The organism is Pseudomonas sp. NPDC087690 (assembly GCF_044743175.1).
Classification (GTDB): Bacteria; Pseudomonadota; Gammaproteobacteria; order Pseudomonadales; family Pseudomonadaceae; genus Aquipseudomonas.
This window is the reverse complement of record NZ_JBIUVX010000029.1, coordinates 42,453-64,944: the sequence shown is the minus strand read 5'-3', so window position 1 is coordinate 64,944 and position 22,492 is coordinate 42,453. Positions and strand designations below refer to the sequence as shown.

Below are 22,492 nucleotides of genomic sequence, written 5' to 3'. Positions count from 1 at the left end.
GGGCCGAAGTTGAAGGCCCGAGTTGAGGCTTATGCTGGAACCAAGTCATAACGACGAACTCCCCGTTATCCCGGGCAAACGCTACTTCACCATCGGTGAAGTCAGCGAGCTGTGTGCCGTAAAGCCACACGTGCTGCGCTACTGGGAGCAGGAGTTTCCTCAACTCAACCCCGTCAAACGCCGCGGAAACCGCCGGTATTATCAGCGCCAGGACGTGCTGATGATCCGGCAGATTCGCGCGCTCCTTTACGACCAAGGTTTCACCATCGGCGGCGCACGCCTGCGCTTGTCCGGCGATGAAGCCAAAGATGACACCACCCAATACAAGCAGATGATCCGGCAGATGATTGCCGAGTTGGAAGACGTGCTGGTGGTACTCAAGAAATAAAAAGCTGCTTTTGAATACTTCCAGTTTTCAAAAGCTTGCGCTATATTCTTGAGCGCTCTTCGAGGTGAAGAGCGAGTTGCAAGATCAGTCGGGGCGTAGCGCAGTCCGGTAGCGCACTAGCATGGGGTGCTAGGGGTCGAGTGTTCGAATCACTCCGTCCCGACCATATAATTCAATGACTTAGGCCAATGTTCGCAGCATTGGCCTTTTTCATGCGCGTGACATTTGCGTGACTTCTCCATTTCTCACGCTTGCTTCCTCTTCAAAATTGTCAGCACCGGCCCACGTGAATCGGTTGCTGATACCATGTTCGCAGCCTCAATCAGATGCCCGAGCTCAGCGCCCGAATGGTGACTGGTGATGCTGCCGTTCTTGTGGCCCAGAAGTGCCTTTTGGTCTTCTTCGGCCACACCCGCCGCTCGAAGGCGACGGCCAAACGTGTGTCGCGTCAAATGAAAGACGTTAGCCGGTGTGCCACCTGCGTCAGGCTCTTTGCCTTTTCAACGTAACGGCGAGCATGGCTGTCGAGACTATTCCAGGCATTAGGAATATGCACGTGAGTTCGGGAAGCCCGCGCAGGTAGTAGGCGAGAAACATTCCCCAGATCATGGCTACCACAGTAGCCAATGCAAGTGATCGAGGGTTGCGCACGTTTGGTGAGGCTGCCATCGCAAGAGCATAAATTTTCCAGGCTGACCATATCCCAAGCAGCGAGATGATAAATGCGCCTATACCTCCCAGTAGAACTAGAGGGGGCTCTGGGATGACGAAAAAGAGTGGAATGAACAAAGCCACGATGCCAGCTGCGAAGAGGAGGGTGATTGGCACAAACCCGACAAGTGCTCCGATTGTCAGCGCGACTCGCAATTTTGTCAGGTTTTCCATTTCCTACCTTTAGTTCTGCACCGTTGTTTACGCGGACTTAATACCGGCAACAAGCCATTATTTCAAGCCCAAAGGGGACTATGGGCAGGCCATTATGATCTCTATAACGGTATGCATCCGGAATGCACTTTAGGTGCGCTGACCCTCATTGGGTCGGAGGGCGAAGTGATGGTGTTCGGGCTTGGCCCCAAGTGCGACGACCTGCAGTGTCTGGGTGCAATGCGCCTTGGTGAGCAGAAGTTGATTGATGTGCTGCTGGGTGGCGGGGAAGAGTAGGTGTGCCGCAGGTAAGTGCGGCACCGATGAGTCACTTAAGTTTCGTCGCTGCCTGGATGTAATCGGCGTATTTTGACAGTAGTTTCAGCTCAGCCTCGAGGTTCGTAGGCGTCGGCCCGGCCGCTTTTCTGGCTATCAACTCAAGAGCTGCAGAAACAACTAGGACTCTTCTGCCTTCCGACTTCGTCTTGTAGTAAGCCGCAGACTCAAAAATGCATTCTTTGATGGATAGGCCGTCTGAAGTTTTTTTTGCTTCGGTTGTGACGGGGGCGGCAGGCTTTTTTGTCGATTCAGTCATTTAATTGGAGCCTGTTCATTTATGGTTTCCGTTAGATAGAGGCAAAGTGACATCTTTTCAACCCGGACGTTTGGGCATACAAGAGACAATTTATGACAACCAAGCAACCCGACTAGGAGGCATCAACTCCCTCTCTGTCGGGCCGCTGTCAGTTGCCTACGGGCTAAGGTGCTTGAAGAGGCACTGACCAACAGGTTGACCATAGGCTGCGCATTCGGCTTGGATCTCGGTTAACCCCTGAGCGAAGCTTCCAATGCACAGACCCAAAAGTGCCGCAATGACGACATAGGCCCACACGCGATCAGTTGGCATCGACTGACGTTTCATCCACGAATCTGCGCATCTTGCTCCGTAAAACAGAAAGTACAGCGCAATCAGCGCAGCGACGCCGATTGCCGAGTAAAAACCCAGCGAAAAGATACTGAGGGGTTTAAGAAACTCCATTGCACATCTCCTTTTTAAGTGAGGCTCGATTGAAGCACTCTGGCATCATGCCCGCCACTCAACTGCGTGTAGTTTCTAGCGCTCGGGTGGCCTGATCACAGGACGCACTCCAATGCACAGGCCCGTGCCTCCCACGTCACTCCTTGTAGTGTCTGAGCTATCGGCCTGGGGATCGAAAACACCGGTGCCGGGCTGCAAAGCCAGTTCCTGGTCAGCGCCGATCGATTCGCAATCGTCAACACCATTGCCGGCGGCGCAATCTCGGTGCTGTTCGCAGTGCGGGGCGGTCACGATTTACAGTTCACCAACAATAGCAACGGCGTCACCATCGACTCAGAGTTCGCGCGGGTGGTGTCGGGGCAGGTGACCAACTTTCCCCGATGACGTCTACAGATCACACAATGGGAAAGTGATAAGGAAGTTACGTGCTACGGAAGCTCATTTTGATGTTGGCTATTTCACAGTTGAGTGGCTGCGCCTGGCTTGGCGCGGTTACCAATCCGAACAGCTCATATGACTGCTATGACGGTGTTGAGGGTGAATACGACCTTTGGATGTTTCTCGGCCCGCTTGTGTTCATCGACTTACCATTTACCTTCGTAGCTGACACCATCTCGCTGCCGTTTTGCGCGCTTTGACGCCAGTCCCCTAGACATCGATTCGACACTTGAGTCGTTGCAGGCGGGCGCTATATGTCGCCGTTTTGTCCACGTCGGGGTGTGATCTGGCAGGTGCCAATCCTTACATCAGCCCAGTTCATTGCTCGGGCTTCGCTGCTTGGAAGCTCGCCGCTTGGCGGCGGGATTCAGATCACAGCCCGATGTGCTCTCACAGAGAGGATCGGGCTGTTAACGACAGGCTGTTGTGGCGCTCGTTGCTCAGTCGTAAATGCCGTAGTTGAAATCGTCCTCGTCGCAGTCAACGACAATCTTCGCGGAAGGCTTTTGCAGTTGATCCCGCAGGCAGATTCGTACAGGGTGGGTGGATTATGCGCTGCAGAAATCAGCTGCAATGATTCATGCTTTTTTTGAAAGTTTAAGGATGATTCGATGAAAGCCGCTCTGATCATTTCGGCATGCCTCTTTGCATCCGGTTGCGCCCAGATTGTTCCGGTCGTTAATGAAGCCGAACAGCAAAAATATGATCCTGCCTCTACTGCTCGAATCAGGGTTTATTCAAACCCCAATCTCCGGGCTTCCTACACACCAGGTAAATCTTGTGAAGAGTACAGAGCGAACGCTGATGCAGAGGTCAGCCGAAAAAAAGGTCAGGTGAATCTGCTAGGCATGTCGCCCGGGCAGTATGAAAACGAAGTCATCGGAATGCGCCCTTCGTGGCACTCCGCGCATTTGTCTTATAGAGAGAAATACTCGGAGCTTGTCCTGCCAGCGGGCGTGCCAACGGTAATCTCGATAATCTCCTTCCAAGGGGTCATGTGTAATGCACCTGCACGATCCTTTACTCCTCGCGCCGGAAAAGATTACGAGGCCTATCTTGCGTTTCAGACAAAGCATGCAGCGCTCGGTATCTGCCAAGTGGTCATTCAAGAGTTGAGCGATCGTGAAACTCCGGAGCCCGATGAGGTGGTCAAAACTGGCATCTGTGTCCCGGTAGGGGAAAGCCGCTTGGGTAATTGGCGGACTGAAAACAAGTGAATATGAACCCCTCCTCGAGTTCGCTAACCATGAACAGCATTCCCCACCTGAACGATCTCCTGTTCTCGCACAACTGTGTCATCTCAATGAACATCGAGATGCAGGATTTCAAGTACGACCTGTCGTTAACCATGTCGTCCTCCAACAATCCAGAAACAGCCGCTGTCACGGTAAAATTCCATGACGTCAGCGCACTGCACCTGAAAGGCTTCGGCGGTGGACTGACTCAATTCATGGATCTGAGCGTGACCCGAATCGACGATGGTCTCGACAGAATCAGATATGAGCTGAGGGATGTTGAAGAAGAAAAAATCTCGTTCTACTTCTTCAGCTTCAGCGCAACTGTTCAAAAGGTATGAACATGCTGAATTTAACAGGATCCTCGTGCCAACTGCAGGCGCGCATTCAGCAACGATTCACGCCTCGCCACCGACGCAATGGCGGTATTGCGCTGCTCGTTGGCTGGGCTGTCGGGATGATGGTCTATCCCGGTCAATATCTGCTTTATCCCGCTATATGCGGGATCATCACCTTGTTCAGCAGCATGGATAGAGTATCGAAACAGCGACTTTTTTAGCATCTTTGCTCTTTACCCGAATTCGCTTTGCCATCAGGAGAAAAACAAATGAAACGGATGTTGTTGATCGGGCTGTTCGCAGCATTACTTACCGGTTGTGGCGATCCAAAACTGGACGCAACCACTGAAGCATCCTTGCAGGAGTCCTCTAAAAAGGTTGCTGAAAAGCTCTCTCCAGACGAGAAGAAACAGTTCTCGGCAGACCTGATGCTGATTGCCTTGAGCAATCTGAGTCTCGGCAATACGTCGCTGGTCGGCGTGCAGCAGAGCAACAGTTTAAGCCTGGATGGAAAGACCGCTGCCGACGTAAATACGATGGCAGCGACCATTCGCGCGGCGACCGAGCAGAAGAAAAAACAGCAGGCGTTATTGGAAATCAAGGAACTGAAATCCAAGGCTGCTTCTGCCGAAATCGCGAAAAACGAGCTGGCGAAGTTTGCCGTATCGAAGTCCAGGCTTCTGGAGCAGCAAGCTGACAAGTACTCCAAGATCGCTCAGCCGGTTATTGAGTTGACTGTGCAGAATGGCACTTCGCATCCAGTCTCGCGCGCATACTTCAAGGGCACCATTGCCAGCCCTGAACGAGCGGTTCCATGGTTTGTCGACGCTTTCAATTATGAAATCAGCGGTGGTCTGGAGTCTGGTGAAAGTGCGACCTGGCAACTTTTGCCCAACAAATTCGGTAAGTGGGGCAAGATTGAAGCGCCGGCTGGAGCCATTTTTACCGTCGAGGTCTACCGGCTGGATGGCCCGGACGGCAAAGCGCTTTTTGATGCCGGCGGCCTAAGTGAGAGCGAACAGGCGCGACTGGATGCCCTGCAAAATCAGTATGGCCCGACTTGATCGCCTGACTCACAAAAAAAACCCGCCTCGGCGGGTTTTTTCTGTCTGTTGATCCACATAACCCTTCAGGTAGTTTTGCCCGAGGTCTTTTGCGCGGCATCAATGCAAAGCGAGTAATACGTCTTCTGAAATTCATCGACCAAGCCCTGTCGCATCTTGGCGTCGGGTTGCTGCGGGAATTCATAGGCCTTTCCGATCAAACTTTTGTACAAACTGCCTACGTATTCACTTTCTTTTCCGGCGGCGTCGGCCATCTCCAGCACGGTTGTACGGGGTACGCCTTCTTGTCTGGCATTCATGATTGCTCTGGCCGAGTTCTCTACTCGTTTGCACTCTTCCAAAAGCTCGTTGGGCAGATTGGCGCTGTTAGCCGCAAGGCTGGTGAACATTAGCGTTGCTGCTACAAAAATTCGTTTGATCATGACGCGCCATCCTTGATTTAGAGCCTGAACTTTACCATTCATGGCTCAGCGCCACCATCTGCCGAGTTTGCTCAAGTTAACGGCCAGAGAGAATTCATTGCCCGGATTTTTTCATATCTCCTGAATCACTCGAACCCTCGGCATCCTTCTGCGTCTCGTGCGCTTCAGCCCCGGAATTGGAGCCCGAAGCCTCTTCTCCTTTCTTGTTCGCTTTTTCTTCTTTCGACTCCGACCCTCCCTGATTCACTCCCGGAATTGCCGTCGGCGGCATCGAAGAACCGCTGGTTTTTTCCACGGCAAGCGCAAACAGCGGGCAGATCGAAATCAGGCCAGCCAGCCCGATTACAGCCATTTTATTGTTCATGAGATTGTTTTCCGAGCAAGGGCATGTACTGCATTGGAAGAACCAAAGAGCTGATCGTGCGAATCATCAGACCGGCGGCATCCCCCTATCGGACTATGCAGGCGCGCTCCGCCAGACGAATAGAAGGCGCCGCCTTGACCCAATCATGACCCCCGCCGAGTCGGCGGCGCAGTTGTCTGCGGCCATCGCCGCGAAGCGCTTTTGGGGGTGCACTGCACAAGGGCTTTGAAGCGGCAGTGCAGCTTCGTGTACAAAGCATCCTCGAAGAATCCAGCCCACAGTTTCAAATGTCAGATGTTAAGGAAGACGTCCATGCCAGTCGATAAACAGATCGCCCCGATTCTCCAGCAATTCAGCGAGCTGCCAGCACCCGATTACGGCCAGCTCGATGCCGCGCAATACCGGCAGTTTTTCGACAACATGCAGCCGGTCATTCCCGGTGAACCGATGAGCGAGGTGCGCAATCTGCGCGTTGCCGGCGCGGTCGGTGAACTCGATGCGCGACTGTATCGACCCTCGGAAGAACACGATTTACCGCTGTTGGTGTATTTCCACGGTGGCGGTTTCGTCGTTGGCAACCTCGATACCCACGACAATCTTTGCCGCTCGCTGGCGCGCCAGACCGAAGCAGTGGTGGTGTCGGTGGCTTATCGCCTGGCACCGGAGCATCCGTTCCCGGCAGCACCGCTGGACTGCTATCAGGCGATATGCTGGCTGGTTAAGCACGCGGCCGAGTTGGGTGTCGATGGCAGTCGTCTCGCCTTGGCCGGGGACAGCGCGGGCGGCAACATGGCGCTCGCGGTCAGTCAATTGGCGGCACAGCACCAAAAGCCGAAGATCAGCTACCAGTGCTTGTTCTATCCGGTGACCGACGCACGTAACGACAGTCCATCCTATGCGGAATTTGCCGAAGGGTTTTTCCTCACGGCGAACATGATGGACTGGTTCTGGCAGCAATATCTGCCAAAGGCCGGGCAGGGCGATGATCCGCTGGCCTCGCCGTTACGCGCCGCAAGTCTGGCGCATATGCCTCCGACTACGTTGATCACTGCCGAATTCGATCCGCTGCGCGATCAGGGCGAGGCGTTTGCCCGGCGCCTGCGAGAAGCTGGCGTGAGCGTCCGTGACCAGCGTTGCGACGGCATGATTCATGGGTTCATCAGCATGGCGCCGGTGGTCGAGCGCGCCGCGCAAGTGCTGTCCGAGGCCGCCGCCGATTTGCGTCGGGCGCTCATCTGACACGCTCGATTCAGGTTGCAGTCGACCCGGCCATTTCCGCCGAAATCGCGCCGGGTTACAACATCAGCGAGGCCGGCGGCCCCCGTCCCACCGCGCACTGCTCGGCGACCCGCGCCACGCCCCCCGGCGCGTGTCATTTGCCGCACTCAAACTGGCAAAAAGAAACCCGTGCAGGAGCAAAGCTCGCTCGCTAAAGCGTTCGTTCCGCCAGAAAACATTCCTTTTTCTGTACGACGTGGTTGATCCGAAGCGTTAAAGAACACGTGTCGTTGATCGGTCCTGCGGACACAAAAAACCGCGATCCCCTCACCAGAGAATCGCGGCCTACCAACACCCAACCCCTACTGCTGCAAAACCGTCGCCTGGTTGGCCGAGCCGAACTGCTGAATATTTGCCGTTTGCGTCACGCCACTCTGATCGACGTTGGCAATGTTCCCGGTACCGCCCTGGGTCACGTACGCCACGTTCATGGTGTCGGTCTGTTTGACCGTGATCATGTTGTCGCTGCCATACAACTGTGCGGTATATGCCTGGTTGCCCGAACCGGACTGATCGAACTCTGCGCTGTTGCCCGTGCCGTTCGATGAGCCCTGCACCAGGTTGGTGGTCCCGCGCTGATCGGAGATCAGAATGTTGTCGCTACCATTCTGATCAAAGTACAGCTCGTTATACGACTCAGCCTGGCTGACCGTGGTCTTGTTGCCCGTGCCAGTCTGATGCGTGGTCATCACTTGGCCGACGCCATCCTGAGTGAAGCTGGCGATGTTGCCATTGCCCGCCTGAGTAACCGTCGCACGCTGGCCGCTGCCGAACTGCCCACCCGACTGCGGGCCTTTCCAGTTGCTGGCGTAAACCTTGTTGTCATTGCCTACCGAAGTGGCGTTGAGCACATGGCTGTCGCCGTTCTGGTAGGTGAAGTGCACGTTGCCGTTACCCACCTGGTACAGCGCCAGCGTCGAGTTGACCGACTCGAACTGGTCGGCGTAGATCGCGTTGCTGTTGCCGACCTGGGTGACGGCGGCGCTGTTGTTTTCGCCAAAGCTCTGGTCGACCACGGTTTCGTTGCTGTCACCGTACTGGTTGACGGTGGCCTGGCTTGCCAGTTGCGAGTCTTGCCAGATTTCAGTGCCGTTGAGGTTGCCGAACTGGTTGATGGTGATGTTGCCGCCGGTGCCGTTGCGTTGGTCGCCGTAGGCGTAGTTGCCATCGCCGGCCTGGTTGATGCCGATCTGGCCGCCGTTGTGCAGCACTTGTTCGGCGGTGCCGTAGTTGGCGGTGCCGTACTGGGTGATCACCGCGCTGTTGCCGGTGCCTTCATAGAGTTGCTCGATGTTGGCTTCGTTGCTGTCGCCGAACTGCAAGGTTTTGCCTTCGCTGCCGTTCTGCGAATCCTGATAGATGAACGAGAAGTTGCCGGTGCCTTGCTGCTGTTGCAGCGCGTTGTTCGGTGAGCCGAAGCCCAGTGACTGGCTGGCATGGGCGGTGTTGAAGGCGCCGACTTGTTGCTGGGTGATGGTGGCGTTGTCTTCGTAAAGCTGTTCGGCGTAACCGGCGTTGTAGTCGCCGACGGCGTCCTGGGTGATCACGCTGGTGGCGTGGTCTTGCACGGCGGCGGCGTCGTTGCCCTGGCCCAGTTGGGTCTGGGTGGCGCTGCTGAACGGTGCCTGGGTCTGTTTCACATCCGCGATGTTGGCGGTACCGGCCTGGCTCTGGGTGGACAGGCTGTCGTCGGCCATGGCCTGGGCACTGATCATGACCAGCAGGGCGGCGGTGAGGGGCGTCAGTTTGAACATGATTGAACTCTCCGATGATTTGCAGTGCTTAGCGATATTGCTTGACCGAAACGCTCATGCCGTTGCCCGACTGAGTCACGGCGCTTTGCAGCCCCGCGCCGGCCTGCTCGATGCTGGCGTCGTTGTTGTTGCCGTTTTGCGAAATCTGCGCGCGGTTATGGCTGCCGTTTTGCGTGATCGCGGCGGAGTTGCCGGAACCGTTCTGGTTGATCAGGGCCATCAGGTCGCTGCCCTGTTGCAGGATGTACGCCTCCTGATTGCTGCCCGACTGCACGATCTGCCCGAGCAGCGACTGACCGTTCTGTTGCAGAAGGGCGACGTTGGCCTGGCCAAGCTGGTCGATCAGGGCTTGCTGACCCACCGGTGGGGGCAGTTCGCCGAGGTCGCTGCTGGTCGGGGCCAGATCGTCGTTGTCCATCAGGTCTTCGCCGCGCACACCCGCACTGCCGCACAGCAGAAGCAGGCAAAGCAGGGCGGCGGTCGGCGTGTTCATGGCTCACATCCTGTCAGGCGTTAACCGGTTTCAAATTAGCCCCAGCCACCCGAGAGCGGCTGGGGATCAGGCCTACAGCGTGGTCACCGAGACTGTGCGCACGGTGCCTTGGGACGAACGGATCGTCGCGGTCGGGTTGGCCGATGGCACTACCAGCGTGTTGTTCAGCGTCAGCCGCCAGCGTCCGGTCAACGGCACCGTGGTGGTGCCAAGGGTGACCAGCCCGGTCGGGGTGGTGACCTGCACGGTGATGGTGTTGCCGGTGGTCACCGACGAAGTACCGGTGAAGTCCCAGTTGAAGCGCCCGCCGGAGCGTGCCTGCACCGTGGAAGCGGTGACGGCGAACGTTTCCGCCGCTGGTCTTGGCGACACTTGCACCGTGACCGTGGCCGGCGTCGACAGGGCACCGAAGTTGTCCCGGGCGATGTAGGTGAAGGTCGTGGTGAACGCCGTGGTCACGGTGGCCGGTGGGGTGTAGGTGATCACCGTTCCGTTGCTGCTGACCGTGCCGCGACCAGCGGCGGGTTGGGTCAGGCTGGCGACGGCCAGAGGCACGTTGCCTTCCGGGTCGGTGTCGTTGGCCAACACGTTGATCGGGATCGCCACACCGAGCGTGGCGACGGCGTCAGCGACGGCGGTCGGTGGCTGGTTCGGTGCGACGGTAATCGTCACGGTGGCCGGGTTGGCCGAAGCCAGGCCTTTGGCGTCCTGCGCCTTGTAGGTAAAGGTCGTGGTCAGTGGCGCGTTCACCACCGCTGGCGGGGTGTAGACCACGGCAGCGGTGCCGCTGAGGGCGACGGTGCCTTGGCCGGCTGCCGGTTGGGTCAACGCGGTGATGCCCAGCGGATTATCGCCATCGGGATCGCTGTCGTTGGTCAACAGGCTGAGGGTGATCGGCACGCCGAAGCTGGTGCTGCCGGTGTCCGCGTTGCTGATTGGCGCCTGGTTTTCACCAGTGTCCGGCGCAGTGCCGACCACGACGACAGCCTCGGTGTCACTGCCGCCGGCGGCGGATTTCACCGTCACGGTGGCCGGTGGCTGAGTCAGGTCGGCAACGGTAATGCGCTGCAGGGTGCCGGTCTTCGACAGACGTCCGTAGCCTTGGGCAACCATGTCCGGAATCGCCACTTCATCGCTCGATGTCGCTTCGATCAACAGGCTTTTGTTGGCCCAGCTGTAGCGCGCGGTTTGTACTTTCACCACGTCGGTGAGCTTGGCCGAGACGGCGGTCGGACGCGTGGTACCGGTGGGGTTGGTCGCGGTCACGACGACTACCGGAGGTACCGCGCCAGTGCCCAATCGGTGGCCGAAGAACAGGCCGTTGTTGTCACCCAACAGGCTGGTCTGGCACGGCGTCGGCGGTGGGCCAGGCAGCAGCGCCACGCTTTCGCGAAAGCACAGACTTGAGCTGTTAGCCGCTTTGGCGAACACTTCTGCACGCACGCCGGCAGCGGTGCGGCGATAGGTGGCGCGGTCGATTTCCACTTGGGTTTGCTGGCGGTTGTCGAGCACTTTGCCGGACAGGCTGAACACGTTTGACTGGATGGTTCCGGCAGGCCCGGTGATCCGCAGGAAGTTGGTGTTGAACGGGCTGCCCGTCACCGCTTCGTTGAGGTTCGGGTCGCCGACAAACGTTTCCGTGGCACCGGTGTCCGGGTTCACTTCGGTGTAGGGGCCGTTGACGCTGCGCAGGAACGGGCCGATGGCACCACCGACAGCGCCGGAGAAATTACCCGGCGCGCCAATGCCGATGTCGCGAGTGATGTTGATCGCTCGCCGACCGGGGGCGGTGACGTTGACCGTTTCCACGCCATAGGGGTGAGTGATGGTGTAGGTGCCGGCAACGGGCACGTTCACCCGGATGCGAATCCGCGCGAAGCTTTGCTGATCACCATCCACAGGATTTTCCGAGGCGAACGCTGCTTCTATCCCGGCGACATAAGCATCCACGCCATAGCCGGCAGGATTGTCGGCAATTGCGGTTTCGGCCAGGAACCAGAAGGCTTCCGGCGGCCAGTTGTCAGGGAAAATCATCGGCTGGGCGTCGTCGTAGATCCCCGGCTCGGCGAGCAGGATGCACATGTAGGCCGGCGGCGTGGTAGCCGCCACGCGCGAGCTGGCCGCGCGCGACTGACAGAGCTCCATCGACAGCTGATTTTCGTCCTGATACCACATCGGGAATTTCCCGGTGGCGAAGGTGTAGGGGCCGGGGTCGACGGCGGCGAGTTGCGCATAGGCACTGCCGGTCAGCGAGAGAGCGAGCCCGAGCGCGTTGAGCGCAAAGCGTGGCCACTTGTTCATGATGCCTCCTGATGCGGATCTGGGCATGTGAGCGTTCATTGCACGATGACCACTTCTTCGGTGTCGCTGCCGCCGTTGGACGACGTCACGCGAACCCGGGACGGCGGAATCGGCGAGATCCCGGTGGCCAGCGTTTTCACCGCGCCGTCGCCACCGAGTGCACCGATGGCGGCGCCGCTGCCGGAGGTGGCGGTGAGTAGTGGCGGTGAGGTTTCGTCGCTGGTCGAGGCTACGACGGTGAGTTGTCCGGAGCTCAGGCTGTATTGAGCGCTCTGGATCACCACCAGGTCGGTCAGGGCCATGGGCAGGGTGGTCGGCGTGCTGCTGGCGATGGCCAGGTGGTTGTCGGCGGTCACCTGCAGCGTGGTCGGCAAGGTCGGGTTGGCCGACGATTGCGCGTACCAGCTACCGGTGCTGTTGGCCTCGGTCATGTTCAGCACGGGCGTGCTGCTGGTGATGGCCGCTGTGCCCGGTGCCGGCGGCGCGAGGACAAACACGTCTTGCTGCGCCACCGGTGCGCTGTCGCCGGCCTTGCGTGAGTAGGTGCTGCGCTGCGCGATCATCGGCGTGGGTCGAACCACGGTCGACAACTTGCCGGAGACGGCAAAGGTGGTGGCGCGCAGATCCAGACCGTTCGGGCCTTCGATGCGCACGTAGTTGGTGTTGAACGGGCTGCCAGTGACCGCCTCGCTGAGGTTCGGGTCGCCAACGAATTGTTCGGCGGCACCGGTCAGCGGGTTGGTCTCGGTGTAGGGGCCGTTGACGCTGCGCAGGAACGGGCCGATGTCACCCTTGAGCGCGCCGTCGTAGGTTTTCGGCGTGCCGATGCCGATGTCGCGGGTCATGTTGATTGCACGGCGGCCGGGGGTGTCGATGTTGAACACGTCGACGCCGTACGGGTGGGTGATCACGTAGGTACCGGCGGTCGGCACATCGACGCGAATACGGATCCGCGCGAAGCTGACTTGATCGCCCTCGACCGGTTCCTCGGCAGCGAATGCGGCTTCGATGGCGCTGACGTAGGTCAGGTCGATGCCGCGTGCGGCGTCGACAAGGGTGGTCTCGCCGGTGAACCAGAACGCTTCATCGGGGAAGTTGCTCGGGAACACGATCGGCTGGGCGTCATCGAACACCCCGGGAGTTGGCAGCAGCGAGCACATGTACGACGGCGCGCCGGGAGCGCTGGGCACCCGCGAGCTGAGTGCTTTGGACAGGCACAGATCCAGCGTGCGACCGTGGGTGTCCTGATACCAACTGGCGAAACCACCGGTGGCCGGCGCGTACGGGCCCGGATCAACAGCAAACAAAGCGGCCTGGGCAATGCCCTGGGCCAAGGCGCTCACGACCAGGACGGTCGCGGTTTTGGACAGTAAAGGGTGCATGAGTTAATCCCTCTATCAAAGTACCTGCCCCTTGGGGATGGGTCAGTTGAAGGGGCCTGTACACCTTCCATGCCAAGGTGCGGTGAATGGGCGGGAGAAGGCCGGATTAGAAGGGTTCGCAGGAATGAAGCCGGGGTTTTTGGCCAGCGGGGAAAGGGCGTCATTCCCCAGAATCGGGGACGGTGGGGATGACCATCATTGTCCGCCTTACACAAACCCCCTGTAGGAGTGAGCCTGCTCGCGATAGCGGTCTCCCTGTACCAAAAATCTCAGCTGACCCACCGCGATCGCGAGCAGGCTCACTCCTACAAGGGATTAGCGGTGTCTGTGGGATCAGCGCAACCGGGGCGATATCCCCGCAACCGGGCAAACCCCCACCCGTGGGCTATAACCCTATAGGGACGTATAGAGAAGTCGCCGCCATGAATATGCAGTCGAAATCGCTACCGGTCGAGGAGGGCAATCTGCGCTTGAGCTCGCGCAAGCAGTCGTTCAACCTGCTGCGCTGGTTTTCGCTGATCAGCATGGCGGTGATTGGTACCGTGGCCATCGCGCTTGGCGCGGTGTCGACGCGTTTTGTCATTGATGAAAGCGTGCAGCGTGATGCCTTGCTCACCGCACAGTTCATTCAGGCGATCGCCTCGGCCGAGGTGCGCCATGTGTCGATTCCCAACGTGCGGACCATGGGTGAATTGCTTGACCCACGTCAGGACACGAACTTTCCCGAGGTCAGTCCGCAAGCCCGGGCCGATGCTCGGGGCGAGTTTCTCGATCACATCGAACACTTGCCGGACGTGATTCTCGCCAATATTTATGCGCCCGACCGCCAGGTGATCTGGTCAACCAACCCCGCGCTCATTGGCACCAACATTCATGCCGATGAAGACCTCGATCGCGCCTTTAACGAAAAAATCCCCGTTTCTGCCAGTTACCACGATGTCGACAAGGCCCGCGAAGAACAGAAATTCATCACGCCGCCGGACTACATCTTCATCGAGAACTACATCCCGCTGTTCGACGCCGAGGGCAAGAACGTCACGGCGATGGTCGAGATTTACAAGGAACCCAAGGATCTGATCGCGCGCATGGAGCGCGGGATGGTGCTGATCTGGCTGGCCACCGCGCTCGGCGGCGGGCTGATTTATCTGGGCCTGTACTGGATCGTGCGGCGTGCGGCGATTCTGCTCGCGGCCCAGCAAAAACAACTGATCGCCAATGAAACCTTTGTCGCCCTGGGCGAGATGTCTTCCGCCGTGGCACACAGTTTGCGCAATCCGTTGGCGACCATTCGTTCCAGCGCTGAACTGGCGCTGGAGTTCGATGCCGGCCCGGCCGAGAAGAACATCAACGACATCATCGGTCAGGTCGACCGCATGTCGAAGTGGGTACGCGAACTGCTGCAATCGCTGCGACCACTCAACGATGACCCGGAACCGGTGAACCTGGTGGCGGCGTTGCACGAAAGCCTGGTGGCGTTCGAACAACAGATCGCCAGGGCCGGGGTGAGGGTGGTGTTTCATCCGCAACACACGCCGATGGTGCTCAGCCAACCGGTGCAACTGACGCAGATCCTCAACAGCCTTTTGGCCAATGCACTCGAAGCGATGGACAAGGGCGGCACATTGACCGTCAGCCTTGAACCAAGCGATGACCGGGGTGTGTGCGTGGTGCTCAGCGATACCGGTAAAGGCATGAACGAAGAGCAACGGACCATGGCCTTCCGGCCGTTTTTCACCACCAAAACCGGTGGTCTGGGCGTCGGCCTGGTGCTGGTCAAACGCATCATGGAACGCTTCGGTGGCGGCGTGACCCTCGACAGCCGCGAAGGCGAGGGCACCACCGTGCGCCTGGCCTTCCAACTCGTCCCCTGATTCACATATTCCCTGTAGGAGCCGCCGAAGGCTGCGATCTTTTGATCTTGATCGTTCCCACGCTCTGCGTGGGAATGCCTCAAGGGACGCAGAGCGTTCCAATGGGACGCAGAGCGTCCCGGGCTGCATTCCCACGCAGAGCGGGGGAACGATCACTCTTAAGGATCGCAGCCTGCGTCAGTTGGTACACAAGTTTATAAACGCCGCAAAAACTTATGAACTTCCCCCACCAGTGGGTGTCAAGCCCCGGTCACCGGGAAGTGGGGAAACCCACAGCATCCCCAAGCCCCTGTTACAACTGGAAATAATTTCTTGGCGCACTAGTTGCAAAACACCATCACCCCTTCCTTGATGAGGCGGCTGGTGATGGATAGAACAACGCGTGACCCAAGCAACACCTTCCTGCTGACGCCGTTGAGCGTCTTTCTGATGTTGACCCTTGGCACCATGGCCGGCGTCCGCGCCAGTCCCATTGATGACGAGCGACAGCCAGAAGTCTCCGACCCCTCGGCTTACTACGACGAACCGGCCGACCGCGCTGGCGCGCTAAACGCCATTCTGACCATGCCGGAGGCCAACGAAGACTCCTTCGATCTACCTGACGGGGTCAAAGGCGATCGCGCTGAAACGCGTATCGAAAACGTCCTGCCACCCTCCGTGCAGACCAGTTTCAACTACCCCACCAACGGCAAGCCGAGCCCGCTCTATGGCGCGCAGCCGTTCACCCAGCAGTTGACCCTGTTCGAAGAGTTCGGTCCGGAAAAACTCGACCCGACCACCCCGGCCGCGCCGCTGCCGTTTCCACCAGCGGCGATCGGCCCGGCACCGGCTCAGGACCCGAACAACATCGCCCGCAGCGCGCCACCCGGCACTGCGCTTGATGCGTTCCTGCGGCAACCCGGTCTGACGCCATTCCCCAGCCAGTTCGCCAACGTCGTCGACCGCAATCCGTGGCAGGCGCAGATCGAGGTGTACCTCAACCGCCATATCGGCTCATCCGCCGAAGGCCGGCCACCAGGAAAAGGCTGGGCGCATCAGCGCTGGAACGAGTTCTACCCGCAAGTCGCCTACAAAACCGTGCAGACCGGCGCGCGCCTCAATGGTGGCCTGCGTGACAGCGTGCAAATGCACCATTACGCCGTCGGCGAATTCGGCCCCGGCGGCCTGTATCACAACGTCGCTGGCGTACCGCTGACCGATGGCACCGCCAAAGGTGTCGACCCACGTTTCCACCCGGCCATGCCGGCGCAAAACCACAACTCGGTGTGGACCTTCGACGGCACGTTGCCGCCAAAACTGTTGATGGTGCGCTACGGCCAACCGGTGATGATGCGTCACTACAACGGCTTGCCGATCGACCCGTCGGCCAACCGAGGCTTCGGTCTGCATACGATCAGTACCCACGAGCACAACGGTCACGCGCCGGCGGAAAGCGATGGCTATGCCAACGCGTTCTTCTTCCCGGGGCAGTTCTATGACTATCGCTGGCCGATCCAGCTCGCCGGTTACGACAGCATCAACACCAAGGCTGAAGACCCACGTGCGGCGTTCCCTTGCGCACCGGGTGAAACCTTGTGGGTCAACGACCTGGCCCCCGCGAAGAAAACCTGCGACCACGGCACGATCAAAATCCGTGGCGACTGGCGCGAGACCATGAGCACTCACTGGTTCCACGATCACATGCTCGATTTCACCGCGCAGAACGTCTACAAGGGCAACGCGGCGATGATGAACTATTACAGCGCGCTGGATCGCGGCAATGAATCGGTGGACGACGGCGTCAACCTGCGTCTGCCCAGCGGCAGCGCCTTGCCATGGGGCAACCGTGACTACGACGTCAACCTGGTGTTTGCCGACAAGGCGTGGGATCAGGAAGGGCAGTTGTGGTTCAACCCGTTCAACACCGACGGCTTCCTCGGTGATCAGTTGCTGGTCAACTGGCAGTGGAAACCGACCCTTGATGTGCGTGCGCGCAGTTATCGCTTCCGCATCCTCAACGGCTCGGTGTCGCGCTACTTCAAACTGGCGCTGGTGCGGGAAATCAAAGGCACCAGCGGCGAGTTCCAGGGGCCGAAAAACTCCGGCGTGTCGTACAGTCGCGTGCCGTTTCACATGATTGCCAACGACGGCAACATCATGGAACACAGCGTACCGTTTGACGGCAGCATGGATCTCGATGCCGATGGCGACAAACAGAACCACAACGCGATCCTGCCGACTCAGGGTATCGCCGAGCGCTTCGACATCATCGTCAACTTCTCGAAAAACGGCATCAAACCGGGGGACAAGCTGTTCTTCGTCAACCTGCAGGCTCACGACGACGGTAAGGGACCCAAAGATGTCATCCCGCTGGGCGACATCCTGTCGGAGAGATACCTGGCGGTGATCAAGCAGACCAGCAAGGGCCCGCAGTGGGACAGAGGCGATCCGGTGGTTGGCAAGGTCTTGCAGCTCAACGTCAAGGCCTACACCGGCCAGGATCTGGCGATGAACCCGGCAGCCTACGAACCGGCGAAACCGGGCAAGGCTGAAGGGCTGGTGATGATCCCGCTGAAGCTTCACCGCGACAATGCTGCCGACAAAGCCGTGCTAGCCAAGGCTCGCCACCGCACCTTCACCTTCGGCCGCTCCGACGGCACCGATGAAGCGCCATGGACGGTCAAGACCGATGGCGGCTTCGGCTTCCACATGGACCCGCGTCGCTTGAATGCTTCGACTCAGCTGTCCAGCGGCCCGACCGATGCCGGTATCACCGGGTTCGGCACCCTCGAAGTGTGGAACATCAAGGCCGGCGGCACGGGCTGGAGCCATCCGGTGCATGTGCACTTCGAAGAGGGGATCATCCTCAGTCGCGGCGGCAAGGCCCCGCCAGAGTGGGAAAAATGGGCGCGCAAGGACGTCTATCGCATCGGCTCGGAAAAGGACGGTCTGGACAGCGTCGAAATGGCGATCAACTTCCGCGAGTTTGCCGGGACGTACATGGAGCACTGTCACAACACCCAGCATGAAGACAACTCGATGCTGCTGCGTTGGGACCTTGAGAAGCCCGGGCAACTGCAACTGATGCCAACCCCACTGCCAAGCTGGGACGGTGTGCGCTACGTCAACTCTGCCGCGCTGCCTACCTTCCGCAACGGTGACGGTGTTGGCCCACAAGTGGTGGTCAAACCATGAACCGCCGGCACGCTGACCGCCTACCGCAGCATACCCCGCGCTCCCGAGCGCTGGGCATGCACCTGGTGCTGATGCTGGTGGCCTGTGTGCTCGGCAGCCGTGTGCTGCTGGCACACCAGGCCAGCGTCGGCGAATCGTCAGCGGCCAGTGAATCCGCCACCCCGTGGGGTGGCGACTATTTCCCCAATACCTTGCTGACCGATCAGGACGGTCGGCAGGTGAATTTCTTCGATGACCTGATCAAAGACAAAGTGGTGGTGATCAACTTCATCTTCACCTCGTGCAGCGACTCTTGCCCACTGGAAACTGCACGCTTGCGCCAGGTGCAGAAACTGCTCGGCGATCGGGTCGGCCAGGACATCTTTTTCTACTCGATCAGCATCGATCCGCTCAGTGACACCCCCGAAGTGCTCAAGGCCTATTCGCAACGCTTCAAGGTCGGCCCCGGCTGGAAGTTTCTCACCGGCGAGATCGAAGACGTCACCGACTTGCGCAAGAAACTCGGGCTGTTCATCGAAGGTGTCGACAACGGTCGCAGCAAGGATCACAACCTCAGCCTGATCGTCGGTAACCAGAGCACCGGGCGCTGGATGAAGGCGTCGCCGTTCGAAAATCCGTGGATCCTCGCCGATCAACTGGCCAACACCCTGCAGAACTGGAAGCAGCCGAGCATCGAGGAAAGCTACGCCAATGCCCCGGACATTCGCCCGCCCAGCAACGGCGAAGAACTGTTCCGCACCCGCTGCGCCTCCTGCCACAGCCTTGGCCCTATGGATGGGCAGGGCCTCGGCATGCGCAGCATCGGCCCGGACCTGATCGGCGTGACCCGCAAACGCGACCCGAAATGGCTCAATCGCTGGATTCGCGAGCCGGATCGCCTGCTCGCGGAAAAAGACCCGATCGCGTTGCAACTGTATGAACAATTCGAGCGAATTCCGATGCCCAACCTGCGCCTCGACGAGCCGTCCGCGCAGTCGATCATCGACTTTCTCAGTGAAGAAACCGAGCGCCAGCATCCGCCCACCGCTGCCGTGGCCGACGGGGCGTTGACGCCAGTAAAACCGGGCGATCCAGCCGCAGCGGTGAGTCGTATGCAGTAGCGGCGAAATAGCATCATTGAACCGTGTGTCGCGGTCAGAGCCACCTACACTGATCTCTGTACGCGACTCGATAGAAAAACTCCAGGGCACTCCCATGCAGCGACTGGAAGCACAAAAAACCTCTGCACCGAACCCATCGGTCGCAGGCAAGGGCTGGCGCGAGCAGTTCAATCTGCTGCGCTGGTTCTCGCTCGCGAGTTTTTTCATCATCGCCGCCGTGGCGCTGGGGTTGGGTTATATCTCCACGCGCTTCGTGGTCACCGAAAGCGTCGAGCGCGACGCGCTGCTGACTGCGCAATTCGTCCAGGCCATCGGCGCGGCGGAAATGCGTCACGCGAAAATCAATCCGAACCGGACGATGGGCGAAATGCTCGACCCGCGCCAGGACAACCACTATCCCGATGTTGACCCGGCGTTACAGGCTTCGGCACGCACCGAGTTTCTCGATCACGTCGAACACTTGCCGGACATTTTGCTCGCGACCGTTTATGCGCTGGATCGCACGGTGATCTGGTCGACCAACGCTGAGCTTATCGGCGTGCACATCAAGGATGACGATGAGCTCGACGAATCATTCGAGATGAAAGTGCCGGTGTCTTCCAGCTACCACAAGATCGACGATGAGAAACCCGAGCAGCAAATGCTGCGCGAACCGAAATACCTGTTCATCGAGAACTACATCCCGATGTTCAACGCCGACAAAAGCAAAGTCGTCGCCATGGTTGAGGTCTACAAGGAGCCGGCGGATCTGGTCGATCGCATCGACCGTGGATTTGCCTCGATCTGGGCGGCGACTTGCTTCGGCGGTGCGGCGATTTTTCTAGCCTTGTTCTGGATCGTCCGGCGCGCGGCGAAATTGCTGCAGAGCCAGCAGCAACAACTGATCAGCAACGAAACCTTCGTCGCCCTCGGCGAGATGTCCTCGGCGGTGGCGCACAGCCTGCGCAATCCGCTGGCGACGATTCGTTCCAGCGCCGAACTGGCCCAGGAAATCGCCAGCCCCGGTGCGCAGCGCAACATCGGCGACATCATCAGTCAGGTCGATCGCATGTCACGCTGGGTGCGCGAGTTGCTGGTGTCATTGCGACCGATGAACGACGACGGCGAGGCCGTCGATCTGGTGTTGGCAGTTGAAGACACCTTTGGCGCATTTGATGCATTGATCAAACGCAGTGGCGTCGAAGTGCGATTCAGTCCGCAAAACTGCGCGCCGGTCGTCAGTCAAAAGGTGTTGCTCACGCAAATACTCAATAGCCTGTTCGCCAACGCCCTGGAAGCCATGCCCAAGGGCGGTGTGCTCAGCGTCGAATTCGAATCACCGCAGCCGGACCGCGTGCGCATGACCCTGAGCGACACCGGCAAGGGCATGAGCGCGCAGCAGCAACTGTTGGTGTTCAAACCGTTTTTCACCACTAAACAGGGCGGCCTCGGGGTTGGTCTGGCGTTGGTCAAAAGAATCATGGAGCGTTTTGAAGGTTCGGTCGTGCTGACCAGCCGCGAGCAGGAAGGAACCCGCGTCAGTCTCAACTTCAAAGTGGCATCGGGAGGGGAATATGGAACACAGCATTCTGCTGGTCGAGGATGACGAACTGTTGGCCGAAAATATTCAGACCTACCTGGAGCGCAAAGACTTCGAGGTGACCGTCTGCCATTCGGCCGAGGACGCGCTGGCGCAACTGGAAACCTTCATGCCCGACATTGTGCTGACCGATAACTCGCTGCCGGGCATGAGCGGCCACGACCTGATCCAGAAGCTGCGCATCAGCGCGCCGGATCTGAAAGTGATCATGATGACCGGTTACGGCAACGTCGAAGATGCCGTGGTGGCGATGAAGGAGGGCGCCTTTCATTACGTCACCAAACCGGTGGCGCTGACGGAACTCAAACTGCTGCTCGACAAGGCGCTGGCTACCGAACGGATGGAACGCACGCTGTCGTTCTATCAGGAACGCGAGGCGCAGAAATCCGGGGTGCAGGCGCTGATTGGCGACTCGGCGCCGATGCAGTATCTGAAGAACACTATCGGCCAGTTGCTCGACGCCGAGCGGCGCATGGCCAACACCGATCTTCCTCCGGTTTTAGTCGAAGGCGAGACGGGCACCGGCAAGGAATTGGTGGCCCGCGCGCTGCATTTCGACGGCCCGCGCAGCAAAGGTCCGTTCATTGAATTCAACTGTGCGTCGATCCCGTCGAATCTGGTGGAATCGGAGCTGTTCGGGCACGAGAAGGGGGCGTTCACCGACGCCAAGGATCGCCGCGTCGGGTTAGTGGAAGCGGCGGATGGCGGCACGCTGTTTCTTGATGAAATTGGCGAGATGGACCTGCTGTTGCAGGCGAAAATTTTGAAGTTGCTGGAGGATCGCACCATTCGCCGCGTCGGTTCGGTGAAGGAGCGCAAGGTCAATCTGCGGGTGATCAGTGCGACCAACTGCAACCTGGAGCAAATGGTTCAGCAGGGCAAATTCCGTCGTGATCTGTTTTTCCGCTTGCGGATCATTTCGATCAAGGTGCCGCGTCTGTATGCGCGGGGTGAAGATATTCTGCTGCTGGCGCGGCATTTCCTCGCCAGCCATGGCAAGCGTTACGGCAAACCGAATCTGCATTTCAGCGATCAAGCCGAGGAGTTGCTGCTCAGTTACACCTGGCCGGGCAATGTGCGCGAGCTGCGCAACATGCTTGAGCAAACGGTGTTGCTGGCGCCGAGCGACACGATTGCTGCGCATCAGTTGAACGTGTGCATGAGCCTGTGTGACGAGCCGCCGCTGCATATTCATGAAGCCCCGATGCACTACGAACCGCGCCCGGCGAGCAACACCGAATCGATGAACCTGCCGGAAGTCGAACGCGACATGGTGCGCAAGATGCTCGACAAGACCGACTGGAACGTCACCAAATCCGCGCGCCTGCTGGGCCTGAGCCGCGACATGCTGCGCTACCGCATCGAAAAACTCGGCCTCGCCCGGCCCGATAAACGGCAGTGGTAGCCC

General features: G+C 59.0%; 20 protein-coding genes, 1 tRNA gene and 3 pseudogenes. 14 read left to right on the top strand and 10 right to left on the bottom strand.

Annotated features, from left to right (window positions below):
• Positions 1 to 31 precede the first annotated feature (31 nt).
• Positions 32 to 388 carry a MerR family transcriptional regulator gene (locus tag ACIPIZ_RS21990; protein WP_003179985.1) on the top strand — a complete coding sequence of 119 codons (357 nt, stop codon included), beginning with the start codon at positions 32 to 34 and terminating at the stop codon, positions 386 to 388.
• A gap of 89 nt (positions 389 to 477) precedes the next feature.
• Positions 478 to 554, top strand: a tRNA-Pro gene (locus tag ACIPIZ_RS21985).
• 79 nt (positions 555 to 633) lie between these two features.
• Here ACIPIZ_RS21985 and ACIPIZ_RS21980 read toward each other — a convergent pair.
• Positions 634 to 843, bottom strand: a pseudogene (locus ACIPIZ_RS21980) (site-specific integrase); the annotation flags it as partial.
• 28 nt (positions 844 to 871) lie between these two features.
• A complete protein-coding gene (locus tag ACIPIZ_RS21975; RefSeq protein WP_105708848.1) occupies positions 872 to 1,273 on the bottom strand; it encodes a hypothetical protein in 402 nt (133 codons plus the stop codon).
• A 96-nt stretch (positions 1,274 to 1,369) separates the two neighbouring features.
• Between ACIPIZ_RS21975 and ACIPIZ_RS21970 the strand changes: the two are divergent.
• Positions 1,370 to 1,549: pseudogene (locus tag ACIPIZ_RS21970) on the top strand (hypothetical protein); the annotation flags it as partial.
• A gap of 31 nt (positions 1,550 to 1,580) precedes the next feature.
• On the opposite strand, the gene ACIPIZ_RS21965 reads toward ACIPIZ_RS21970, so the two are convergent.
• On the bottom strand, positions 1,581 to 1,847 hold the full coding sequence (locus ACIPIZ_RS21965; RefSeq protein ID WP_401167398.1) for a hypothetical protein: 267 nt from the start codon (positions 1,845 to 1,847) through the stop codon (positions 1,581 to 1,583).
• A gap of 156 nt (positions 1,848 to 2,003) precedes the next feature.
• Positions 2,004 to 2,291 (bottom strand): hypothetical protein, encoded by a 288-nt coding sequence (locus tag ACIPIZ_RS21960; protein WP_064389159.1) that lies wholly within the window; start codon positions 2,289 to 2,291, stop codon positions 2,004 to 2,006.
• A gap of 159 nt (positions 2,292 to 2,450) precedes the next feature.
• Here ACIPIZ_RS21960 and ACIPIZ_RS21955 point away from each other — a divergent pair.
• The 5 genes and pseudogenes from ACIPIZ_RS21955 to ACIPIZ_RS21935 form a co-directional block, all read left to right on the top strand.
• Positions 2,451 to 2,663 (top strand): annotated as a pseudogene (locus ACIPIZ_RS21955) (DUF1983 domain-containing protein); the annotation flags it as partial.
• A gap of 74 nt (positions 2,664 to 2,737) precedes the next feature.
• Positions 2,738 to 2,929, top strand: coding sequence for a YceK/YidQ family lipoprotein (locus tag ACIPIZ_RS21950; protein WP_224790854.1), 192 nt, complete (start codon positions 2,738 to 2,740; stop codon positions 2,927 to 2,929).
• A 411-nt stretch (positions 2,930 to 3,340) separates the two neighbouring features.
• The gene (locus ACIPIZ_RS21945) at positions 3,341 to 3,946 is read left to right on the top strand and encodes a hypothetical protein (RefSeq protein ID WP_401167395.1); all 606 of its coding nucleotides are present in this window, start codon (positions 3,341 to 3,343) and stop codon (positions 3,944 to 3,946) included.
• Positions 3,947 to 3,975: 29 nt separating this feature from the next.
• The gene (locus tag ACIPIZ_RS21940) at positions 3,976 to 4,305 is read left to right on the top strand and encodes a hypothetical protein (RefSeq protein WP_401167392.1); all 330 of its coding nucleotides are present in this window, start codon (positions 3,976 to 3,978) and stop codon (positions 4,303 to 4,305) included.
• A 266-nt stretch (positions 4,306 to 4,571) separates the two neighbouring features.
• Positions 4,572 to 5,366: a DUF6694 family lipoprotein gene (locus ACIPIZ_RS21935; protein ID WP_105708843.1), complete on the top strand. Its 795-nt coding sequence runs from the start codon at positions 4,572 to 4,574 to the stop codon at positions 5,364 to 5,366.
• Between the two features lie 65 nt (positions 5,367 to 5,431).
• Here the strand turns inward: ACIPIZ_RS21935 and ACIPIZ_RS21930 are convergent, their stop codons facing one another.
• Together ACIPIZ_RS21930 and ACIPIZ_RS21925 are read right to left on the bottom strand one after the other, a co-directional pair.
• Positions 5,432 to 5,788 carry a hypothetical protein gene (locus tag ACIPIZ_RS21930; protein ID WP_105708842.1) on the bottom strand — a complete coding sequence of 119 codons (357 nt, stop codon included), beginning with the start codon at positions 5,786 to 5,788 and terminating at the stop codon, positions 5,432 to 5,434.
• 94 nt (positions 5,789 to 5,882) lie between these two features.
• Positions 5,883 to 6,152, bottom strand: a complete 270-nt coding sequence (locus tag ACIPIZ_RS21925; RefSeq protein WP_105708841.1) for a hypothetical protein — start codon at positions 6,150 to 6,152, stop codon at positions 5,883 to 5,885.
• A gap of 312 nt (positions 6,153 to 6,464) precedes the next feature.
• On the opposite strand from ACIPIZ_RS21925, the gene ACIPIZ_RS21920 reads away from it, so the two are divergent.
• The gene (locus tag ACIPIZ_RS21920; protein WP_105708840.1) at positions 6,465 to 7,391 is read left to right on the top strand and encodes an alpha/beta hydrolase; all 927 of its coding nucleotides are present in this window, start codon (positions 6,465 to 6,467) and stop codon (positions 7,389 to 7,391) included.
• Positions 7,392 to 7,732: 341 nt separating this feature from the next.
• Here the strand turns inward: ACIPIZ_RS21920 and ACIPIZ_RS21915 are convergent, their stop codons facing one another.
• The 4 genes from ACIPIZ_RS21915 to ACIPIZ_RS21900 form a co-directional block, all read right to left on the bottom strand.
• On the bottom strand, positions 7,733 to 9,184 hold the full coding sequence (locus tag ACIPIZ_RS21915) for a curlin (RefSeq protein ID WP_401167387.1): 1,452 nt from the start codon (positions 9,182 to 9,184) through the stop codon (positions 7,733 to 7,735).
• A gap of 28 nt (positions 9,185 to 9,212) precedes the next feature.
• Positions 9,213 to 9,677 (bottom strand): curlin, encoded by a 465-nt coding sequence (locus ACIPIZ_RS21910; RefSeq protein WP_064389168.1) that lies wholly within the window; start codon positions 9,675 to 9,677, stop codon positions 9,213 to 9,215.
• 72 nt (positions 9,678 to 9,749) lie between these two features.
• Positions 9,750 to 11,978, bottom strand: coding sequence for an Ig-like domain-containing protein (locus ACIPIZ_RS21905; protein WP_401167385.1), 2,229 nt, complete (start codon positions 11,976 to 11,978; stop codon positions 9,750 to 9,752).
• Positions 11,979 to 12,013: 35 nt separating this feature from the next.
• A complete protein-coding gene (locus ACIPIZ_RS21900) occupies positions 12,014 to 13,360 on the bottom strand; it encodes a hypothetical protein (RefSeq protein WP_150648603.1) in 1,347 nt (448 codons plus the stop codon).
• Between the two features lie 422 nt (positions 13,361 to 13,782).
• On the opposite strand from ACIPIZ_RS21900, the gene ACIPIZ_RS21895 reads away from it, so the two are divergent.
• The 5 genes from ACIPIZ_RS21895 to ACIPIZ_RS21875 all read left to right on the top strand — a co-directional run bounded on the left by ACIPIZ_RS21895 (position 13,783) and on the right by ACIPIZ_RS21875 (position 22,489).
• Positions 13,783 to 15,231 carry a sensor histidine kinase gene (locus tag ACIPIZ_RS21895; RefSeq protein ID WP_064389171.1) on the top strand — a complete coding sequence of 483 codons (1,449 nt, stop codon included), beginning with the start codon at positions 13,783 to 13,785 and terminating at the stop codon, positions 15,229 to 15,231.
• 366 nt (positions 15,232 to 15,597) lie between these two features.
• On the top strand, positions 15,598 to 18,405 hold the full coding sequence (locus ACIPIZ_RS21890; RefSeq protein WP_401167382.1) for a multicopper oxidase domain-containing protein: 2,808 nt from the start codon (positions 15,598 to 15,600) through the stop codon (positions 18,403 to 18,405).
• The gene (locus ACIPIZ_RS21885; RefSeq protein ID WP_401167380.1) at positions 18,402 to 19,505 is read left to right on the top strand and encodes an SCO family protein; all 1,104 of its coding nucleotides are present in this window, start codon (positions 18,402 to 18,404) and stop codon (positions 19,503 to 19,505) included. The genes ACIPIZ_RS21890 and ACIPIZ_RS21885 overlap by 4 nt, the downstream gene beginning before the upstream one ends.
• Before the next feature lie 94 nt (positions 19,506 to 19,599).
• On the top strand, positions 19,600 to 21,090 hold the full coding sequence (locus tag ACIPIZ_RS21880; protein ID WP_150648606.1) for a HAMP domain-containing sensor histidine kinase: 1,491 nt from the start codon (positions 19,600 to 19,602) through the stop codon (positions 21,088 to 21,090).
• On the top strand, positions 21,059 to 22,489 hold the full coding sequence (locus tag ACIPIZ_RS21875) for a sigma-54-dependent transcriptional regulator (RefSeq protein WP_401167376.1): 1,431 nt from the start codon (positions 21,059 to 21,061) through the stop codon (positions 22,487 to 22,489). Before ACIPIZ_RS21880 ends, ACIPIZ_RS21875 begins: the two co-directional genes overlap by 32 nt.
• Positions 22,490 to 22,492: the final 3 nt, after the last annotated feature.